The 17,805-nt window shown below is 70.9% G+C and carries 16 protein-coding genes and 1 pseudogene; 8 read left to right on the top strand and 9 right to left on the bottom strand.

Annotated elements, in window-relative coordinates:
* Positions 1-774 (top strand): hypothetical protein (locus tag FREUN1FDRAFT_RS18010; RefSeq protein ID WP_006541557.1); only part of this gene is annotated, 774 nt, incomplete at its 5' end.
* Between the two features lie 63 nt (positions 775-837).
* Here FREUN1FDRAFT_RS18010 and FREUN1FDRAFT_RS18005 read toward each other — a convergent pair.
* Entirely contained in the window at positions 838-1,347 is a 510-nt protein-coding gene (locus FREUN1FDRAFT_RS18005; protein WP_369809804.1) for a pilus assembly protein TadG-related protein, read from the bottom strand.
* Entirely contained in the window at positions 1,340-3,733 is a 2,394-nt protein-coding gene (locus FREUN1FDRAFT_RS18000; protein ID WP_050795915.1) for a molybdopterin-dependent oxidoreductase, read from the bottom strand. The genes FREUN1FDRAFT_RS18005 and FREUN1FDRAFT_RS18000 overlap by 8 nt, the downstream gene beginning before the upstream one ends.
* A 524-nt stretch (positions 3,734-4,257) precedes the next feature.
* On the opposite strand from FREUN1FDRAFT_RS18000, the gene FREUN1FDRAFT_RS17995 reads away from it, so the two are divergent.
* The gene (locus tag FREUN1FDRAFT_RS17995; protein ID WP_006541554.1) at positions 4,258-4,794 is read left to right on the top strand and encodes a 2,4'-dihydroxyacetophenone dioxygenase family protein; all 537 of its coding nucleotides are present in this window, start codon (positions 4,258-4,260) and stop codon (positions 4,792-4,794) included.
* 3 nt (positions 4,795-4,797) lie between these two features.
* Here FREUN1FDRAFT_RS17995 and FREUN1FDRAFT_RS17990 read toward each other — a convergent pair whose 3' ends face one another.
* The 3 genes from FREUN1FDRAFT_RS17990 to FREUN1FDRAFT_RS17980 form a co-directional block, all read right to left on the bottom strand.
* The gene (locus tag FREUN1FDRAFT_RS17990; RefSeq protein WP_006541553.1) at positions 4,798-7,101 is read right to left on the bottom strand and encodes a WD40 repeat domain-containing serine/threonine protein kinase; all 2,304 of its coding nucleotides are present in this window, start codon (positions 7,099-7,101) and stop codon (positions 4,798-4,800) included.
* 444 nt (positions 7,102-7,545) lie between these two features.
* On the bottom strand, positions 7,546-7,932 hold the full coding sequence (locus FREUN1FDRAFT_RS17985) for a VOC family protein (RefSeq protein ID WP_006541552.1): 387 nt from the start codon (positions 7,930-7,932) through the stop codon (positions 7,546-7,548).
* 89 nt (positions 7,933-8,021) lie between these two features.
* The gene (locus FREUN1FDRAFT_RS17980; RefSeq protein WP_006541551.1) at positions 8,022-8,498 is read right to left on the bottom strand and encodes a ferritin family protein; all 477 of its coding nucleotides are present in this window, start codon (positions 8,496-8,498) and stop codon (positions 8,022-8,024) included.
* A gap of 200 nt (positions 8,499-8,698) precedes the next feature.
* On the opposite strand from FREUN1FDRAFT_RS17980, the gene FREUN1FDRAFT_RS17975 reads away from it, so the two are divergent.
* Positions 8,699-9,565, top strand: coding sequence for a helix-turn-helix transcriptional regulator (locus FREUN1FDRAFT_RS17975; protein WP_006541550.1), 867 nt, complete (start codon positions 8,699-8,701; stop codon positions 9,563-9,565).
* Positions 9,566-9,707: 142 nt separating this feature from the next.
* On the opposite strand, the gene FREUN1FDRAFT_RS17970 is transcribed toward FREUN1FDRAFT_RS17975, so the two are convergent.
* Together FREUN1FDRAFT_RS17970 and FREUN1FDRAFT_RS17965 are read right to left on the bottom strand one after the other, a co-directional pair.
* On the bottom strand, positions 9,708-9,992 hold the full coding sequence (locus tag FREUN1FDRAFT_RS17970) for a hypothetical protein (protein WP_006541549.1): 285 nt from the start codon (positions 9,990-9,992) through the stop codon (positions 9,708-9,710).
* A 135-nt stretch (positions 9,993-10,127) separates the two neighbouring features.
* A complete protein-coding gene (locus FREUN1FDRAFT_RS17965) occupies positions 10,128-10,886 on the bottom strand; it encodes a helix-turn-helix domain-containing protein (RefSeq protein WP_006541548.1) in 759 nt (252 codons plus the stop codon).
* A gap of 111 nt (positions 10,887-10,997) precedes the next feature.
* Here FREUN1FDRAFT_RS17965 and FREUN1FDRAFT_RS17960 point away from each other — a divergent pair, with 111 nt between their 5' ends.
* Positions 10,998-11,963 (top strand): LLM class flavin-dependent oxidoreductase, encoded by a 966-nt coding sequence (locus FREUN1FDRAFT_RS17960; protein ID WP_006541547.1) that lies wholly within the window; start codon positions 10,998-11,000, stop codon positions 11,961-11,963.
* On the opposite strand, the gene FREUN1FDRAFT_RS17955 is transcribed toward FREUN1FDRAFT_RS17960, so the two are convergent.
* Positions 11,958-12,809 (bottom strand): class I SAM-dependent methyltransferase, encoded by an 852-nt coding sequence (locus tag FREUN1FDRAFT_RS17955; protein ID WP_006541546.1) that lies wholly within the window; start codon positions 12,807-12,809, stop codon positions 11,958-11,960. The two genes, FREUN1FDRAFT_RS17960 and FREUN1FDRAFT_RS17955, sit on opposite strands and share 6 nt — an antisense overlap.
* Before the next feature lie 68 nt (positions 12,810-12,877).
* On the opposite strand from FREUN1FDRAFT_RS17955, the gene FREUN1FDRAFT_RS17950 reads away from it, so the two are divergent.
* Together FREUN1FDRAFT_RS17950 and FREUN1FDRAFT_RS17945 are read left to right on the top strand one after the other, a co-directional pair.
* The gene (locus FREUN1FDRAFT_RS17950; RefSeq protein WP_006541545.1) at positions 12,878-13,477 is read left to right on the top strand and encodes a TetR/AcrR family transcriptional regulator; all 600 of its coding nucleotides are present in this window, start codon (positions 12,878-12,880) and stop codon (positions 13,475-13,477) included.
* A 233-nt stretch (positions 13,478-13,710) separates the two neighbouring features.
* On the top strand, positions 13,711-15,000 hold the full coding sequence (locus FREUN1FDRAFT_RS17945; protein ID WP_006541544.1) for a cytochrome P450: 1,290 nt from the start codon (positions 13,711-13,713) through the stop codon (positions 14,998-15,000).
* Positions 15,001-15,166: 166 nt separating this feature from the next.
* On the opposite strand, the gene FREUN1FDRAFT_RS17940 is transcribed toward FREUN1FDRAFT_RS17945, so the two are convergent.
* Complete coding sequence (locus tag FREUN1FDRAFT_RS17940; RefSeq protein ID WP_006541543.1) at positions 15,167-16,273, bottom strand: endonuclease/exonuclease/phosphatase family protein; 1,107 nt, start codon at positions 16,271-16,273, stop codon at positions 15,167-15,169.
* Between the two features lie 323 nt (positions 16,274-16,596).
* Between FREUN1FDRAFT_RS17940 and FREUN1FDRAFT_RS48080 the strand changes: the two are divergent.
* Positions 16,597-16,790 (top strand): annotated as a pseudogene (locus FREUN1FDRAFT_RS48080) (alpha/beta hydrolase); the annotation flags it as partial.
* Between the two features lie 120 nt (positions 16,791-16,910).
* Positions 16,911-17,753 carry an SDR family NAD(P)-dependent oxidoreductase gene (locus FREUN1FDRAFT_RS17935; protein ID WP_006541542.1) on the top strand — a complete coding sequence of 281 codons (843 nt, stop codon included), beginning with the start codon at positions 16,911-16,913 and terminating at the stop codon, positions 17,751-17,753.
* Positions 17,754-17,805: the final 52 nt, after the last annotated feature.

Here is a 17,805-nt window from a genome sequence, read left to right as displayed (position 1 = left end):
GCCCGGGCGGCCGGTGACGGCCCGCTGGCCGCTCGGGCGCTGGCGCTGCGCGCGCGGGTGGTACGCCCACACAGCCCGGCGGTGGCGCTCCAGATCGCCGGCTCCGCGGCCCGGATCGCCGGCCGCAGCCCGACCCGGGCACTCATCGCCGGCAAGGTGGCGACCAGCGCCTGTGCCGCCGCCGGGGACGCCGCCGGTGTCCGCGACGCGGTCGCCCGCGCCTGGGCGACCATGGCGGAGCTCGGCGAGGAGGCCCACGGCCGGCCCGGTTTCAGCCTCGACACCTACTCGCCGGCCGATCTCGCCCTCGCCTGCGCGGAGGCGCTCACCACCGTCGGCGCCGCCGACGAGGCGACGCCGTACCTCGACCGCGCGGCGTCACTCATCGCGCGCAGCGGCCAGACCGGCATGATCGTCTCGGTCCGGATGGCGCAGTCGCGGGCGGCTGTCGCCCGTGCCTGCCCCGACCGGGACGAGGCGATCGAACACGCCTCCGAGGCGGTGACGCTGGCCGCCCGCCGCCCCGCCGAATGGGTGGCCCGGCTCGTGCGAGACGTCTCCGACCTCGCGGAGATACGTACCGGGCACGGTTTCGACGAGCTGGTCGCGATCACCTCGGCCTGGATCTCCGAGCCTGAGCCGGCGCCGCTGCCCGGCGCCGGCGGCGGCGCCGACTTCGGCGCGATGGTCGCCGCCGCCCCTGGGCGCGGCGGGATCGTTCCCGCCCCGCGCGCGGAGGCGCCGGCCGGTTCCGGCGCGACCGACGAGATCTGAACCGCCCGGCGGAGATCTCCGATGCTCAGGCGGCCCGACGGGGGGCCGGCCGCCTGAGCGCGGTCAGGGCCCGACGGGTGCCCTGACCCTCGCCTGGGCCTGCGCTCCCGCACGCACGGTGATCGGCCCGACCCCGAGCACACCGACCACGGGCAGCCGGACCTCCCGGGACCCTTCGACCCGCACGGTCGCGGCGTCGACGAGCTCCGCGCTCAGGGCCGTCCGGCCGGAGGGGTCCGCCCGGGTCTCGTAGTCGGCGACGGTGTCCTCGATGTCACGCAGCGGCAACGCCTCGAAGTCCTCCGTCGCGCTGTAGATCGCGTTCTCGTCGATGCGCTCGACGGCGGCGAGCGCGGCGCCGTCCGCCGCGGACGCGACCGACCGGCGGGCCAGGTAGACCACCGAGACGTCGGTGACGACCACGGCGAGCATCGCCGCCAGCATGAGGTAGCCGAGCGTGAGGATCAGGATGGTCCCACCATCGGACGCACCCCTGCCCCGGTCCCGGCCCCTGCCCGGGCCGCCGGGCTGGGGCCGGGCTCCCCCACACCGCACCGAGTGCCGCTCAGCCAAGTGGGGTGACCCGCACCGGAATGCCGTTGAGCACGGCGGTACCCGACAGCGCATCCAACCGGGAGCCGTCGGTGAGGATGTTGGTGTTCACTCCGGCATGCTGCGCGGCGACCGACATCCTGGTCCCGGCAAGCCCGTGGCCCCACCCGTGGGGCAGGCACACGACTCCGGCCATCACCTCGTCGCTGACCTGCACCGCGACGTCCAGTGAGCCGACGGCGGAGGTGACGCGGGCGGAGCCACCGTCGCGCACCCCGTGGCGGGCCGCGTCGAGGGGGTGAACCAGCAGCGTGCAGCGGTTACGCCCCTTCGCCATCGCCGGGACGTTGTGCATCCAGCTGTTGTTCGTCCGCAGGTGACGACGCCCGATCAGGGTCAGCTCGGGTGCGTCCGAAGCAGGGCTGCGGCCTGCTTCCGAAGGCGATGCCACCTGGGGCGGTGCGTCCAGGGTGGCGCGCAGCCGGGCCAGCTCGGCCACGATCGGCTCCGGGCACAGCTCGACCGCCCCGCTCACCGTCCGCAGCGGGGCGGGCAGCCGCGGGGTGAGCGGGCCGAGATCGACCCCGTGCGGGTTCGCGAGCAGCGTGCTGAGGCGAAGCCCGTCCGGCCGGGCGCCGAATCCGTCGCCGAAGTGCCCCGTGCGCAGTGCGACGTCCAGCAGCAGCTCCGGAACGCTGTCACCATCCAGCTGGGCGCGTAGCTCGGTGACGTCACGCCCCAGCACCGGCGAGCCCGGTTCGCCGACGGCGCGCCGCAACGCGTCGCCGATCAGGGTCTCGTGGAAGGCCGCCACCGCGTCGGCACTCGGCACCCCCGCCTGCAGCCCCCCGTCGCCGCTGTCACTGTCGCCGGTGCCGGCGCCCAGCGCGATGAGCGCGAGCCTGGCCAGGATGTCGTGCTCGGCCATCCCGCCCGGATCGGGTGGCAGCACCGGTGGCGAGTAGGCCGCCACCGTCCGGACGGCCAGCGGGCCGAGGCTGAAGTCGTAGTGGCCCACGCGCGCCGAGTCGGTCGGCGGGAGCACCACGTCCGCATGCCGGGACGTCTCGTTCAGGTAGGGGTCGACACTCACCATGAAGTCGAGCTGGGCCAGGGCCGCGGCGAGCCGGCCGGAGTCGGGCGTGGACAGGGCCGGGTTGCCGGCGACGGTGAACAGGGCCCGCAGCTGTCCCTCGCCCGGGGTGTCGATCTCCTCCGCCAGCGCGGCGACCGGCAGCTCCCCCATGACCTCGGGCAGCTGGCGCACCCTGGTGTGCCAGCGCCCGATGCTCCACCCGCGGCCGCCGCCGGACCGCCCGGGCTGCCCCGCTGGCCCTGCCGGCACGCGGTCGGCCCGACCGTGCGCGCCGCGGCCGAACATCATGCCGCCGGGTGCGTCCAGGTTGCCGGTGAGCACGTTCAGAACCAGGGTCAGCCAGCTGGTCGTCGCCCCGAACTCGACGGTCGTGGTGCCCATCCGGCCGTAGACGGCGGCCTGCGGTGCCGCCGCCAGCTCGCGGGCGATCCGCCGGGTCGTGTCGGCCGGGATGCCGCAGCTCGCCTCGACGGCCTCCGGCGTGAACGGCGCGGCGAGCTCGACGACCCGCTCGACCCCCGTCACGTGGTCGGCCAGCGCGCGCAGCCGGATCAGGCCTTCCGCGGCGAGCACGTTGACGATCGCCAGCAGCCAGCGGGCGTCGGAACCGGGCCGGATCGGCAGGTGCTCGTCGGCGAGCGTCGCCGTACGGGTCCGCCGCGGGTCGACCACCACGACCTTCCCGCCCCGCGACCGGATCGCGGTCAGCCGGCCCGCGAAGTCGGGAGCCGTGCACAGGCTGCCGTTGGACACCGCCGGATTCGCCCCGAGGACCAGCAGGTAGCCGGTGCGGTCCAGATCGGGCACCGGGATCAGCGCGGGATGGCCGAACACCAGTCCACACGCCACATTCATCGGCATCTGGTCGACCGTCGAGGCGCTGAACAGCGAGCGGGTACGCAGCGCGCGGGCGAAAGGGCGCAGGTGCTGTGAACCGGCCATCGTGTGGGCGGTCGGATTTCCCCAGTAGAGCGCCACCGCGGCCGAACCGTGGGTGCCGACGACCCGACTCAGCCCGGCGTGGACGGCGGCGAAGGCCTCGGCCCAGCTCACCTCGCGGTGCGCACCGGTCGACCGGTCCCGAAGCAGCGGGCGGCGCAACCGGTCGGGGTCATTCAGCAGCGCGGGAAACGATGCGCCTTTGGGACAGAGGTAGCCGCGACTCAGCGGATGGTTCGCGTCACCACGGGCGGTCCTGACCCGACCGCCGGCAATCTGTAGTTCCAATCCGCAGGTGGCCTCGCACAACGGGCAGATCCGCAGCGCGGTGACCGATCCGGTCGTCGGGTTCACTGCCGGTTTGGTGGTCATGATCGGCAGGATCGCATATTCCCGGCACTTCCGCGCGCACCGGCCCCGCCACCTGCCCGGCTGTCGGCCGACGGAGACCGCCGGCCGACGGCCGACGGCTTCACCGAACTGACGCACCGCACCGATCCGACGGACGGAGATCCACCGCGGGGAGATCCGCCGGACCGCGTCCCCTACCGCCGGACCGTGCGCGCGATCCTTCACCCGCGGACACCGATTCCGATGGCCGGGGCGGCCCGACCGAAAAAGGAGGTGCCAGCCACAGCCCTCGCTCGGGATACCCACAAAGGTGATGGATCTCTCTTCATACCTACGCGGACCCGGCGAATCAGGAAGCCTTACGCTGCACAGACGTCCGTTTCACACCTGGCCGAGCAGCGCTACGGTGGTGCAGACCGGAAACAGTGTTACTGGGCCGTCTCCCGGCGGTGGGGTCGAAGCCGCGGAGTATTCCCGCCGTAACCGTGAAATCGCGCGCGCGAAGCTGGGGGCACCTGAGCGCGACCATGAGGAACGAGGTTGCCATGGCGCCGACTGGTCAGGCCGAGGTTGGCGAACGGGTTGCCTATCGTGGGCCACAGCCACCCGGCATGGTTTCGGATGTCGTCATCGCCGACGCCCTCGATCTGGACTGCGACGAGGAGCTCTGGGTTCCGCAGGCTCCCGGTGTGGACTTCCGTCCGCTGTTCCTGTGCGTCACTCAGGGGTACTACGTCAATCTGCTGAGGGTTCGGCGCAGCGGCGTGCTGTCGCGGCATCGGCATTCCGGACCCGTCCACGCGTTCACCCTGCGCGGGCGCTGGCGCTACCTCGAGCACGACTGGGTCGCGACGGCGGGCGGCTACGCTTTCGAGCCACCCGGCGAGACGCACACCCTGGTTGTCCCCGAGGACGTCGACGAGATGGTGACCCTCTTTCACGTCTCGGGGTCGTACGTGTACGTCGATCCCGACGGCAACACGGTCGGTTATGAGGACGTCTTCACCAAGCTGGAAACGGCCCGCCGGCACTACGACGCCATCGGGCTGGGTGACGAGGCCCTCGCCGACGTCGTGCGCTGAACGTCACGGTGCCGCGCCGCTGGAATGGCCGGCGACGTCCCACACCCTTATCTCACCTCCCTTGCATCCGCTGAAGACGGTGCGGTCGCCCGGCGCGAACGCGACTGCCAGCAAGTGGTCCTTGTGGTCGGTGGCGGACCTCGCCACCAGCCGCGGGGCCGCCGGATTCTCCACATCCCACAGGCGGATGGTCCGGTCCCAGCTGCCGCTCACCAGCCGGTTTCTGTCGCTGGAGAATGCCAGCGCCCACACTCTGCTCCTGTGCCCGGTCAGCGGCTTGCCGAGTGCCTTCGGATCGGTCGCGTTGGTCAGATCCCACAGGCGGATGTCGAGGTCCTTGCCTCCGGAGGCGAGCACGAGTCCGTCCCGGGAGAAGGCGAATCCGTGCACCTCGCCACTGTGCCCGCGAAGGGGCCGTGGGATCCGCGACGGGGCGTCAAGGTCCGCCAGGTCCCAGAGCTGGATCGCCTCGCCGTCGTAGCCCACGACGAACGTGGCGTAGGGGGCGAGCGTCGGCCGCGCCCAGGTGATCTTGCCCTGCCGGCTGTCGGCCACACTCGGCACCATGCCAGCCGTGCCCTGCACGGCGTCGAAGAAGCCGAGTCTGCGCGGGCTCGCCGGGTCGGCCACATTCCAGATCCGTACCTCGCCGTACTGGCCCCCGCAGACCAGGATGCGCGGGTCATCGCCGAAACTCACCGACGTCACCCGGTCCCTGCCGGCCGGCAGGCGGAGGTCGATCTCGGTCGGGTTCTCAGGGTCACGGACGTTCCACATCCGAACTTTCCGGTCCCAGTGCCCGCTCACGAGATCTCCCTTGGTGGACAACGCCAGCGACAGCACGCCTTCGCCGCGGCTCGGCAACACACCCACCTTCTGCGGGTGCGCCGGATCCGAGACATCCCACAGCAGGACCGTGCCATCGCTGCTGCCACTGGCCAGGGTCCGACCATCCGGGAAGACCACCAGAGAGGTGATCCAGCCGGTATGCCCAGGCAGTGGTGCGCCGAGCGGGCGTAGAACAGGTTCGTCCGGGGTGCTGTCACGGGCCCGGTTCACGGCGACCGCCGCGCCGACGCCGGCGGCCGCGACAGCCGCGGCGGCGGGCAGGCCGATCAGGAGGCTCCGCCGGTTCGGGTCTCGACCGCTCTTGCCGGGGACAGCAGTGGCGCGGTGCTTACGTCGCGCCGCACCGGGGCGAGGAGTCTGCGGCCCGCCCGGAACGGGGGTGTCGCGAGCAGGCAGATCAAGGCCCGGCAGATCAGAGCCCGGCAGATCAGGAGGAGCCGTGGCCGGGGCAGGCGTATCCGAAGCCGACGCACCCACGGCCGACGCGTCAGATGTCGACCCGGCCGGCGGTGGGGGCGCAGGCGAAGGCGACTCCCGCTCGGCAACCGCACGGACCGCCTCGTCCAGATAGAGCACCATGCCCGTGCGGGCGATCCACCCGCTGCCGTAGGAACTCGCAGCGGCCTCGGCCAGCTCCATAGCCAGTTCCCGGGCCGAGATCGGTCGCTGCGCCGGGTCCTCGGCGAGCGCCCGCAGCACCGCCGCCGTGACTGGCGCCGGCACATCCTCCGGCAGCAGGCGCCGCGCGGCGAGGTGGTCCTGCCACACCATCGGTGGCACGACGGCCGGCCCGTTCGCCGCCGCCACCGTGCCACCTGACAACAGCAGATGCAGGACCACTCCGAGTGAATAAAGGTCGGTGGCCGCGCTCAACCGGCCGGCCGCCAGCTGCTCGGGAGCCATGAAAAGCGGAGTGCCGACCACCGCACTGGCCATCGCCTCCGGGCCGGTCACCAGTTTCGCGATCCCGAAGTCGGCGACCTTCAACAGTCGCGCCGCGTCGAAAAGCATGTTCTCCGGCTTGATGTCACGGTGCAGAACACCGTGGCCATGTGCGCAGGTGAGCGCGCTGGCCACCGCCAGGCCGACCGCACATGCCCGCGGGCCCCCCAGGACATTCAGGTGTTTGCTGAGCGGCCCCCCGGAAAGCTTCTCCATGACAATCAGGCGAAGGTCGTCGAATTCGAGATAGTCGTACACCCGGACAATGTGCGGATGATCCAGGTTCGCCAGGATGACCGCTTCACTGGCGATACCCGCCGCAGCCCGGTCCTCCCCGAGCCCAGGCGCGAGCTCATCCCCGACCCGACCAGCTCCGGCGAGCACCTTGATGGCGACGTCGCGGGCCATACGGCGGTGCGAAGCAGCCAGCACCAGCCCGAAGCCGCCCGAACCCAGCTGCTCACCCAGCTCGTAGCCGGGCAGCGCCGCCGCCACCCGCGCCCGGTCAACCAGCACGGCGGAAACCCGTCATTCGACGGGATTTCCGGACCACCGCGGTGAGCCTACCCATTTCATGTGGCACGGCGCGGATCCTACGGCCGAGCACCTAAGCCCCGGAGAGGGGATACCCGTCCGGTTCCGAGCGGGCAGTTCCCGGCCGAAAGTAGCGGCGGCACGGCCGCGCGGTAAACCGGTCGATTCGATCTACGGCATCCGGTCGAGCTTCAGCACTGGAACACCGCGTAGCCAGGGATGCCATTCACCGAATTAGCCGTGACGAACCGCGTTTCCGGCGGCACGCCCCGTCCGCGGCGAGGCGGACCCCGGCCGTGTACACCCGCGGCGGTGACAGCACGGTCGGCAGGAGGCTCCCCGCAGCGGTCGCCACAGTGTCCTCACCCGCCGACCGCGTGTCCTCACCCGCCGACCGCGGTGTTCTCACCGCCGACCGCGGTGTTCTCACCCGGGCAGGAGTGCCTCCAGCGCGATGTTGTCCGGATCACGGAAGGCGAGCAGCCGCCCGAACGGCAGCTCCCGGGTCGGGGTGAACACGGCACCGATGCCGGCGAGTCTTGACGCCAGCCGGTCCAGGTCCGCCGGTTCCGACACCGCGAACGACAGATGGTCCAGGCCGGGCCGGGTCTCGTCGAAGGCGGTCGCGCCCGGTTGATCGTGTTGACGCAGGACGATGCTCAGCCCGCCGGGAAGCACTCCGTGTGCGAATGATGTCGTTTCACCGCGGTCGCGGAGCAGTTCCTTCCAGTCGAGAACGTCCCGATACCAGGCAGCGCTTCGGTCGAGGTCCGTCACGGTGAGGCTCAGGTGCGAGACACCATCAAATGCCATGGTTTCCTCCTGGAAGAGCCGGGAGACAGTCGGGAGACAGCCGGGACGACGATAGGACGAGAGGGCGGACGGGGAGATTCTCCGCGCTGTCAGTGGCCCGCGCCGAGCAGGGCGATCGCCTGGAGGAAGCGATCGGCGTGGCCGGCCTCCTCGCGTCCGCTGGCCCGCAGGAGGCGGGCGACCTCGGGGTCGGGCTCCGCGGCCGCCCACCGCTGGTAGTCCGCGTCTCCCGCGCGTTCCCCGGCGACGACGGCGGCCAGCAGTGCCGCGTCCACCATGGCGGGAGCCTCGACCGGGTAGCCCTCATCCAGGTCCGGCGTCGGCTGGAAGGGATGGCCGGTTTTGCGGGTGAGAGCGCGACGCACCCGATTGGCGTGCCCCAGCTCCTCCCTCGCGTTTCGGCGGACCAGTTCCGCGGCCTCGCCGTCGTCGATCCGGTCGGCCAGTCGCTCGTAGAGCCGGGCCGCGGTCCGCTCCAGCTTGTAGAGGGTCCTCAACTCGGGCACGCCCAGGTGGTCCATCGCGGCCAACGCCATCGCCGCGGACCGGAAGTCCTGCCCGTCCAATGTCCTCGTCTCCTCGGCGGTAGAGATCCACGAACGCGGACCGCGGGGTCGCGGGCCGGTCGCCAGGCCGGCCCTCGGCCCCTCTGCGTGCACGACAGTAGGGGGATCTCGACACGGGGATACGACCCGAACGGCCTGATTTCCCACTCCGGCGGCCAGATCGCTTTCGGGCGGGCGACGCTCCGAACTACGATCCGGTCGTGCCCGACGCGCCGCTGATCCCGATGCGCCGGAGCGTGACGGTCACCGCCGGTACGGTGGAACATCGCGCGACCGAACCGATTTCCTACTGGCACCGGCATGACCTGCATGAAATCGAGTACGCCGTCGACGGCCTGGCCGAGATCTACACCCCGCAGACGCATTACCTTCTGCCGCCACTGCACGCGGCGTGGATTCCGGCCGGCGTCGAGCATGCACCGTTGCTGCGGGACGTGACCACGATCGCGGTCTTCTTCGACCCCGCGGAGTTCGCCTTCCCAGAGACGCGAACGGCCATCATCGCCGTACCGCCGGTGCTGCGGGAGATGATGCGGTACGCGGTGCGGTGGCCCATTCACGGTGAGAGCGGGGCATGCGGGGAGAGCGGGGCATGCGGGGAGAGCGGGGCGACGGGTGACGGCGCCGAGGCCAGCGTCTTCTTCCACGCGCTGGCCGGGGTGGTTCGCCACCAGCTCGCCCAGGCGGCACCGCTGTCCCTGCCGATCTGCGACGACGTGATCGTCCAGGACGTGATCGCCTACACGGCAGGCCACCTCGCCGACGCCGACGCGGTCTCGGTGTGCCGGGCCGTCGGCATCTCCGAGCGCGCGCTGCGGCGCCGATTCGCGGCGGTGCTCGGCCAGACGTGGCGGGACCATCTGCGGCAGGCGCGGCTGTTCCGGGCCATGGCCATGCTCAGTACATCGACGATGTCCGTCGGCGAGATCGCCGCCGAGGTGGGGTTCGGCAGCGGCAGCGCGCTCGCCCGCGCCTTCCGCACCTGGACCGGGGAGAGCCCGTCGGAATACCGCGAACGCTGGCTCACACCGGGGCCCAGGACGCCCGAGGCCGCGCACCCGGGATGATGGGCCGCGTGGCCGGCTGGTCTTGGGCATGGGTACCGTCGCCGCGTCCGCGCCCCTGCCGCCGTGCGCAGCGTGCGGTTTCGAATCGGCCACCGTGCCACTCACCGAGGTCGCCGGGCGGCTCGCCGCGCTCGTCGCCGGACTAGCCGAGCGCCTCACAGCAAACCCCGTCGAACGGCTGCGGGCACGTCACGCGCCCGGCTGGACGGCTCTGGAGTACGCCGGGCATACCGCCGACGTCCTCGAACTGTTCGCGCGCCGTGTCGCGCATCTGCTCGCCGCCGACGAGCCGGAGCTCGAGGTCATCGAGCACGACGCGCTCGTCGCCGCGGGCCGCCACAACGACCGGACACCCGACGAGCCCTCCGACCGGCTCCGCTCCGGGCTCGCGGCGCTGACCGCCGAACTGGCCGGTGTCGCGGGCCATGGCTGGGAGCGCGGCGGCACAAGGGCAGGCGAGCGACGAACAGTTCGGGAGACCGCCTACCGGGCCGGCGGCCGTCGCCGGCCCCGCGGCCGTCGCGGTCACCAGGTGTGCGTGTCACACCCGGCCCGGAAAGCCTCAGCCGGCCTCGGTAGCTGCAAAGAGGGCGGATGCAGAGAGGGCGGATGCCGTCGCGGTGTCGACCGGCAGGAACGCCTCCAGCTTCAGCTCCGCGAGGGTCACATCGACGGCGGTGGCGAAGGACGTCACGGTCGTCATCAGGCGCAGTTCACCGCGCGACGACTCCAGGTGGAGCGGAACCGCGAAACCGAGAGACCCGTCGGAGGGCGCCAGCTCGGGAACGTAGCCGGCGAGTTCGGCGCGCAGCTGCGGCAGATGGCCCAGGCGCGCCAGGATGTGCCGCGCCCATTCGGCGAGGTTCCGTATCCGGGGCGCAATGCCGTCGGGATGCAGCGCGAGCCGGTATACGTTCTTGCCCGGGCCGACCAGCTCGGGCGCCGCGCCCTCGGTGATCAGGTCGAACGTGCCGTTCGCCGCGATGAGGTCACCGTTGCGGTCCACGACCAGCGCCGGGTACGGCAGGTGCCCACGAACGATGTGCTCGATCGCCGCGCGCACCGGGGCCAGCGCCGGGTCGTCGAGCGAGCTCTCCGGGTAGACGGGCGCGTACCCGGCGGCCAGCAGCAGCTCGTTACGCTCCCGCAACGGCAGTTCGAGTGATTCGGCCAGGCGCAGAACCATGTTCCGGCCGGGGACGGACCTGCCCGACTCGATGAAGCTGAGGTGGCGCTGGGTGGTTCCCGCCCGCAGTGCCAGGTCCAGCTGGCTGAGACGCCGGTCGGTACGGCGGTCGCGGAGCGCGCGAGGGAAGTCCACGGATCTGTTCTACCGGCGTCGGCTTCCCGGGAATTGCCCTCCGGGCATTCCCCACCGGCCATTCCCTGCCGGGAATTGTTGCCGCGCTCCGCGGCCGGGAGCATCGGCGCCATGAGCATCGGCGTACTGCTTCCGACCGGCGCCTCCCAGTGGGGCCCGGGCGATGACCCCCGCGACCTGGTCGCCTTCGGGCGCCGGGCCGAAGGCCTCGGTTTCACCTCGCTCTTCGTCAACGACACGCTGATCAGCCCACGCATCGAGGCGCTGACGATGTTGGCCGCGCTCGCCCCCGCGACCGAGTCCGTGGCCCTGGGAACGGGCGCGCTGCTGCCGTTCCTGCGCAGGCCGATCCAGGCCGCGCAGTCCCTGGCGTCGATCGACCTGCTCTCCGGTGGGCGGCTCACGGTGGCGGTGGGCGCCGGCTTCCCCGGCCCGTTCGGCCGGCCGTTCTACGACCTGTCCGAGGTGCCGTGGGAACGGCGCTTCACCCGACTGGACGAGACGGTCGCGTTGTGGCGGGCGTTGTGGAACGGCGCCGGCTCCTTCCACGGCGAGCTCCTCAGGTTCACCGACCTCCCGCCCGCGACCAGGCCGTTCCGGCCGGACGGCCCACCGATCTGGCTCGGCGGCGCGACCCCGGCCGCACTGGGCCGCACCGGCCGGATGTACGACGGCTGGCTGCCCTACCCGCCCGACCCCGCCGACTACGCGTCCGGGCTCCGGGACGTCCGCACGGCGGCGGCCGGCGCCGGTCGGGCCGACGGTGACATCACCCCCGCGCTGTTCGTCTCGGTACGGATCGACGACGACTCCGAACGCGGCCGCCGAGCGATGGAGGACTACGCCCGGGCCACCTACGGGATGCCGCTGGACGATCTGGCGAGGATCCAGGCGGTGCTCACCGGCTCGTCCGACCAGGTCCTCGCGGGCCTGGCCCGGTATGTCGCCGCCGGAGCGCGCCACGTCGTCACGCGGTTGGGTGCCCTGGACCTGACCTCGCAGCTCGACCAGCTTGAACGGGTCAGCGCGTTGATCCCCGCCCTCCAGGCATCAGCGGACCACGAACTCGCCCTATGAGCCGACAGCGCTGGTTCGCGACGCGACGACCGCAACTGTGGCGTAGGACATCGTGAGGCTGCCGCCCATCGCGTCGATCGCGGTGCCGATGCTCGCCAGGACCGCCGCCAGCCCATCCGGTGGGAGCAGCGTGAGCCCGCCGTGGGTCGGTAGCTGGTCCAGCCACTGGTCCCGGGTGTAGGTGCGCTCCCAGTCGAACCGCCACTGCTCCGGTTCGCCGAACCCGCCCGCACCACGGATACCGTCGGCGATCTTGGTGAAAAGCGCCTGGTAGGCGTCCAGGGCCTGGCGCAGCGGGTCGAGGTTGACCGGCGTGTCCGGCGCGGCCTGCCGGTAGGCAGCGCCGAGTGCGTCCAGTACATCCGGCGGGTACTGGAAGACGTGGTGGAAAGGGGCGAGCAGGCCACCGGGCCGGAGCACTCGGGCCGCCTTCGCCGCCCCGGCGACCGGGTCGACCCAGTGCCAGGCCGTGCCGGCGACGACCGCGTCGAAATCCCGGCCGGCCGGGTCCCAGTCCTCGAAGGTCGCCACCTCGACGTCGGTTCCGCGGCGCCGCGCGAACCGGGCCATCCTGGGGTCGGGCTCGACTCCCAGCACCCGGCATCCCGCCGCCTGGAACTGCCGGGCTTCGATGCCGGTACCGCAGCCGACATCAAGGATGTCCAGGACGTCGACCACGTCGCGCCCGGGACTCGCGGCGACGATCCGCTCCACGAGTGCGTCAGGATAGGTCGGGCGGGTCCGGTCGTAGCGCTCGGCGTCCGCCCCGAAGGACTCCGCGACCCGCCTGGCCTGATGAGGCGCGTTCCCCGATGGTCGCGCTTGGTCCTGCGAGCTAGTGGGCATGCGCCCACTCTAGTGGGCATGCGCCCACTAGGGAATGATCGGGGCCTTCACAGGAGGAGGACCCGGCTGTGCCGACAGGGGTACACATCCGCGACGTGCGCACCCAGTTGTTCGACGCCGCCGAACGGGTCCTGCGCCAGCAGGGGCCGAGCGCGTTGACCAGCCGGGCGGTCACCGCCGAGGCAGGGTGTGCCAAGGGCGTCCTGCACCGGCACTTCGACGACTTCGACGACTTCCTCGCCGAGTTCGTGCTCGACCGCGCCGGCCGACTCGGCACCGGTGCCGCCGCCCTGCGCGAGGCCGCCGGCACCGGAACCGTCGCCGACAACCTGACCGGTTCCCTGGCGGACCTGTTCTCCTCGGTGGCCGTGGCGATCGTCCCCCTCATCATCTTCCGGGACGAGCTGCGCGCCCGGCTGCGCCGGACCTGGCCGGTGGGCGTCCCGGTCCTGACGGAGGCGGCAGCCATGATCGCTTCCTACCTCGCCGCCGAACGCGACCTGGGTCGCGTCACCGCCGACGCCGACATCGACACGCTCGCCCCCGCGCTGATCGGGGCTGGGCATCTGCTGTTCGCCGATCGCACGGGCACGCCACCACAAACCGATGCCCTCCGCGCGACCGTGGTCGCGGTCCTCGCCGGGGCCCTGCGAGAAACAGCACCGTGAGGAACCAGCCGGCACGCGGCCGGAAGCACTGATCACACGATGGCGGGTGAATGAATCGTTTGATTGCGGATTCTGATCCGCCAGGCCGGGTGCCGGGATCCCGGGCAGGGTGCGGTGGTGAAGGGTCCAACCTGTTCCCCTCGCCCGGGTGATCGGCTGAGGTTCGCCGCGCAGGGATGCTGCCGACGGGCTTCCGGATGGCGGGCGAGCCCCGAAGCGAGGAGACAAGGGCGATGCCTGCCCCCGACCCGGCCCAGACGGTCCTCGACACGGTCCTCGACATGTTCAGCCTCGAGAACCGCAACGATCCGTACCCCTGCTACCACGCTGCCCGCGAGCTGGGTCCGCTCGTCTCGACCCCGTTCGATGTTCGCCTGGTCACCGGGCACGACGACTGCATGACGGTCCTGAGCGACCCTCGGTGGGGCCACGGATACTCCGCGGGGATCAGCCCCATCCGGCCCGGTGTCGTGGCCGAGAACATCCCGGGATCCTTCATCCGGATGGACCCACCTGACCACACACGCCTGCGCGGGCTGGTCAGCAAGGCGTTCACCCCGCGGGCGATGGAGCGGCTGCGCCCGCTTGTCGAACGGACCGCCGAACGCGCGGTGGCCAGTGCGCTCGCCACCACCGAGTTCGACCTCGTCGCCGATCTCGCCGCGGTCGTGCCCATCACCGTGATCTGTGAGCTGCTCGGCGTTCCGATCGAGGACCACCCGCGCTTCGACACCTGGGTCCGGGCGCTGGCGAGGGGCCTCGACCCGGATCCGCTGCTCGCCGAGGACGAGCTGCGCGGCCGGGAGATCGCCGCGGCGGCCTTCTCCGAGTACTTCCGCGGGCTGGTCGCCGAACGCCGCGCCCGGCCAGGGCCGGATCTGATCAGCCAGCTGGCCACGATCGACGACGCCGGGGACCGTCTCACCGAGAGGGAACTACAGGACATCTGCGTGCTGCTGCTCTTCGGCGGCTACGAGACGACGGTGCACATGACCGGCAACATGGTGCTGGCACTCAGCCGTCACCCCGCCCAGCTCAACCTGCTGCGCGAGCGGCCCGATCTGGTCCCCGCGGCCGTGGACGAGCTGCTTCGTTTCGATCCACCGGTCCATTTCACCAACCGGGTCGCGCTCCAGGATCGGCACCTGGCCGGCCGGGACTTCGGCCGCGGCGAGGCCGTTGTGATCCTGGTCGCCGGCGCCAACCGGGACCCCCGGGTGTTCCCCGACCCGGACCGACTGGACGTCACCCGCTTCGCCGGCCCCGCTTCGGCTCCTCGCCACCTGACGTTCGGCCTCGGCATCCACTTCTGCCTCGGGGCACAGCTCGCCAGGCTGGAGCTTGAGATCGTCCTGGCGACGCTGCTGCGCCACGCGCACGCCTTCGCCGTGCTGGATCCGGAGCCGAGCTATCGCGAGACCCTGACCATCCGCGGCCTTCAGAGCCTGCGGGTGCGGTTGGAGGGCTCACGGGCCTCGGAGCTGCCCCGCACGACCCAAAGCGCGACTCGAACAGCGCCGTAACTTCCTGGTGCGGATGAACCCCTCGGAATCGACCTCGGCGCAGTGGCCGCCGTCGTGCGCCACGCCTGCGCGGGCACGACGACGGCCGCCCGGACCGGACTCCCAGCACATCGTGGTGTCTGGGTACACCGGGCTTCTCGGGTATTCCGGCTACGTATGACGGCTCTCAGCCGCCATGCCCCCGGTCCGGCAGCCGCAGAGTCGCGACGATGCCGGCATGGTCGGACGGCCACAGCCCTGACGGCGTGCGGTCACTCTGCCTGTCCCCAACCCGGTGAATATCAGCCACGTCGAAGCCTCCGCGGAAGAGGACCAGATCAATTCGCGCAATCAGGGCGGAGACCGGATTACGCAGGTCAGGTGCCTGGCAGCAGGTGAAGCCAGGATTTCCGGGGTTCTTCTTGGTCCAGGCGTCGACAAAACCGGAATTGAGCAGGAACTGGTACGTGGGGAATGTGGGGTTCTGAGGGTCGTTGGCCGTGGTGTTGAAATCACCGGCGAAGACCACCGGGAGCCTGGTGTTCGCCGCGCTCGCGACAAGATCCTGTGCCTGTGCCAGCTGGGTGGTGAACGGCGGGGCCGCCTCCAGGTGCGTCGTGACGAACCGGAAGGCGCGGCCACCGACGACGGCATCGACCGACGTCCAGCCGTTACGGAAGGTAATCGAGCCGACCGCCGACTGGAACACCTGGTTGACCGCGAACGTCTGTGACTGCAGGTTCGACACCCTGATGCGACCGACCCGGGCGAGGATCACGTTCCGCGCGCTGATGCGCACATCGAAGCCAAGGGTGCTTGGGTATTCGGCATCGAGCTCGGGCACGATCGCCACCGGCTGGTAGGGCTGGCCCTGCGCGCGGAGCGCAGCGAGGAGAGCCTTGAGCTGGTCTGATTGCACGTTTGTCGCCGGTGCCGCCCCGGTACGTACGATGTCCGCCTCCTGCAGGGCGACCAGATCGGGCTGGTTCCGCACGATCTCGCGGGCGACCGCGGCGGCGCGCGCCTTCGGGTCTGACGCCAGAATCTGCTGGTATGTCAGCGTCACCGCCGCGACGAACTCCGCCGGCGTCTTCGCGTCGACAATGGCCTGGTAATCGCTGCCCACATACGTGTTCTGTGTCATGACACGGATGTTTGCCCTGCCGGGACCGTCCGCGAGCGCGGCCGCGTTAGGCAGCGTCGCGACTCCGACCAGCGAACCCGCTAGAAGTGCGCCGACGATACACCTAGACCGGACTTTCGAACCAAGCCCGGTGAATCGAGCAAATTTCATGGACCTCTCTCCAAAAATACCGCGCCAGCAGCGCCAGAATCTCCAGCGGATCTTCCCGCGGACGAGAGGAGCATCGGTTGCCGGACCACGAAGCCGGGCTCGACACGCCGGACCGGACTCGCGCTCCCGCGGGACTCCTGCGGAGAAGCCGGCCTCGCCGGACAATCAAATACGAGCCTCAGCCCACGTTCTCCACTGCCAAGATTCAAAGGCACGATTCAGAAGTGAGTGGGAACGCACCTGTGCACCGTGGCGTCGTCGATTCTCATCCGCGTTGTTCTCCGAGTCCGAGAATGACGGCACGCCCATCTCGGCTCCGATCCGTAGCCGAGGTCTTCCGCGATGAGGCGGTCGCCTACGCGGGCGCGATCTGGGCCGCGGGTGGTTCGGCCGACCTGCATGTCTGGGCCGGCGGTTTCCGCGATCCGACGGGATCACCCCGCAGGCGACGATCTCCGCGCAGGCGCACGCCAGCCGAGCCGCGTTCATCAGCCGCGTCCTGCGGGCAGCCGGATGACGAGCTGGCACCCGACCCGAGCGAGACCCTGACCAACGAAGAAAGTGAACACCCACTTGTGATGCTGTCTCATCCAAACTAACGTCCTGGTCAGCCAACGCGCCGACCAGGAGTTTGCGAATGACCACGCACGGACGTCTCGGCGGCAAGGTCGCCGTCGTCACCGGGGCCGGCTCGACGCCAGGCCCCGGCATGGCGACCGGTCGGGGCTGCGCCATTCTGCTGGCCCGCGAGGGCGCGCGAGTGGTGCTGGCAGACATCGACCCCGACCGCGCCACCGAGACCCAGACGATCATCGAGGGTGAGGGTGGGGAGGCGGTCGTCTTCGGCGGCGACATGACGAAGGCGGCGGACTGCGAGTCGATGGTCGCCACGGCCGTCGACGCCTTCGGCACGGTGGACGTCCTGGTGAACAACATCGGCGTCTCGGTGGCCGGCACCGTCGTCGACACCAGCGAGGCCGACTGGGACCGGGTGCAGGCGCTCAGCCTGCGCACGATGTTCCTCGCGAGCAAGAGCGTGGTTCCCGTGATGGCGGCCAGAGGCTCCGGGTCGATCGTGAACATCGGCTCGATCGCCGGGGCCCGCGGCGGCGGCTATGCCAGCTATGCCGCGGCGAAGGGTGGCATGCACGCGCTCACCGTTGACATGGCGTACGCGCACGGCAGGCAGGGAATCCGGGTGAACGCGATCGCCCCCGGCCACATCACGACCCCGTTGTTGTTCTCGGTCGTCGGTGTCACTCCGGAGGCGGACTACCGTCAGCGGATAGCGGCGGCGTCAACGATGCTGGGCACGGGCGGCGACGGCTGGGACGTCGGCTGGGCCGCCGTGTTCCTCGCCAGCGACGAGGCCCGCTGGATCACCGGGGTCGTCCTGCCGGTCGACGGCGGCGTGATGGCGGTGACACCGCTGATGATGGCGGACCATCTGCGGGCTGTGCATCCACCGCCACCAGCCTGAGCGCCTGCTCGTACTCCTGCGAATGTCGCTACCACGGAAAACTGGAGGTAGT

The organism is Parafrankia sp. EUN1f (assembly GCF_000177675.1).
GTDB lineage: Bacteria > Actinomycetota > Actinomycetes > Frankiales > Frankiaceae > Parafrankia.
The sequence above is the reverse complement of the archived record's forward strand: the minus strand, read 5'-3'. Positions and strand labels throughout refer to the sequence as shown.

Bases quoted from the DNA above. Each gene is read 5' to 3' on its own strand.
- FREUN1FDRAFT_RS18000 (WP_050795915.1), bottom strand. From the start codon at position 3,733: ATGACCACCAAACCGGCAGTGAACCCGACGACCGGATCGGTCACCGCG.
- FREUN1FDRAFT_RS17995 (WP_006541554.1), top strand. From the start codon at position 4,258: ATGGCGCCGACTGGTCAGGCCGAGGTTGGCGAACGGGTTGCCTATCGT.
- FREUN1FDRAFT_RS17985 (WP_006541552.1), bottom strand. From the start codon at position 7,932: ATGGCATTTGATGGTGTCTCGCACCTGAGCCTCACCGTGACGGACCTC.
- FREUN1FDRAFT_RS17970 (WP_006541549.1), bottom strand. From the start codon at position 9,992: ATGGCCCGCGACACCGGCCAGTTCGGCGGTCAGCGCCGCGAGCCCGGA.
- FREUN1FDRAFT_RS17960 (WP_006541547.1), top strand. From the start codon at position 10,998: ATGAGCATCGGCGTACTGCTTCCGACCGGCGCCTCCCAGTGGGGCCCG.
- FREUN1FDRAFT_RS17955 (WP_006541546.1), bottom strand. From the start codon at position 12,809: ATGCCCACTAGCTCGCAGGACCAAGCGCGACCATCGGGGAACGCGCCT.
- FREUN1FDRAFT_RS17945 (WP_006541544.1), top strand. From the start codon at position 13,711: ATGCCTGCCCCCGACCCGGCCCAGACGGTCCTCGACACGGTCCTCGAC.
- FREUN1FDRAFT_RS17940 (WP_006541543.1), bottom strand. From the start codon at position 16,273: ATGAAATTTGCTCGATTCACCGGGCTTGGTTCGAAAGTCCGGTCTAGG.
- FREUN1FDRAFT_RS17935 (WP_006541542.1), top strand. From the start codon at position 16,911: ATGACCACGCACGGACGTCTCGGCGGCAAGGTCGCCGTCGTCACCGGG.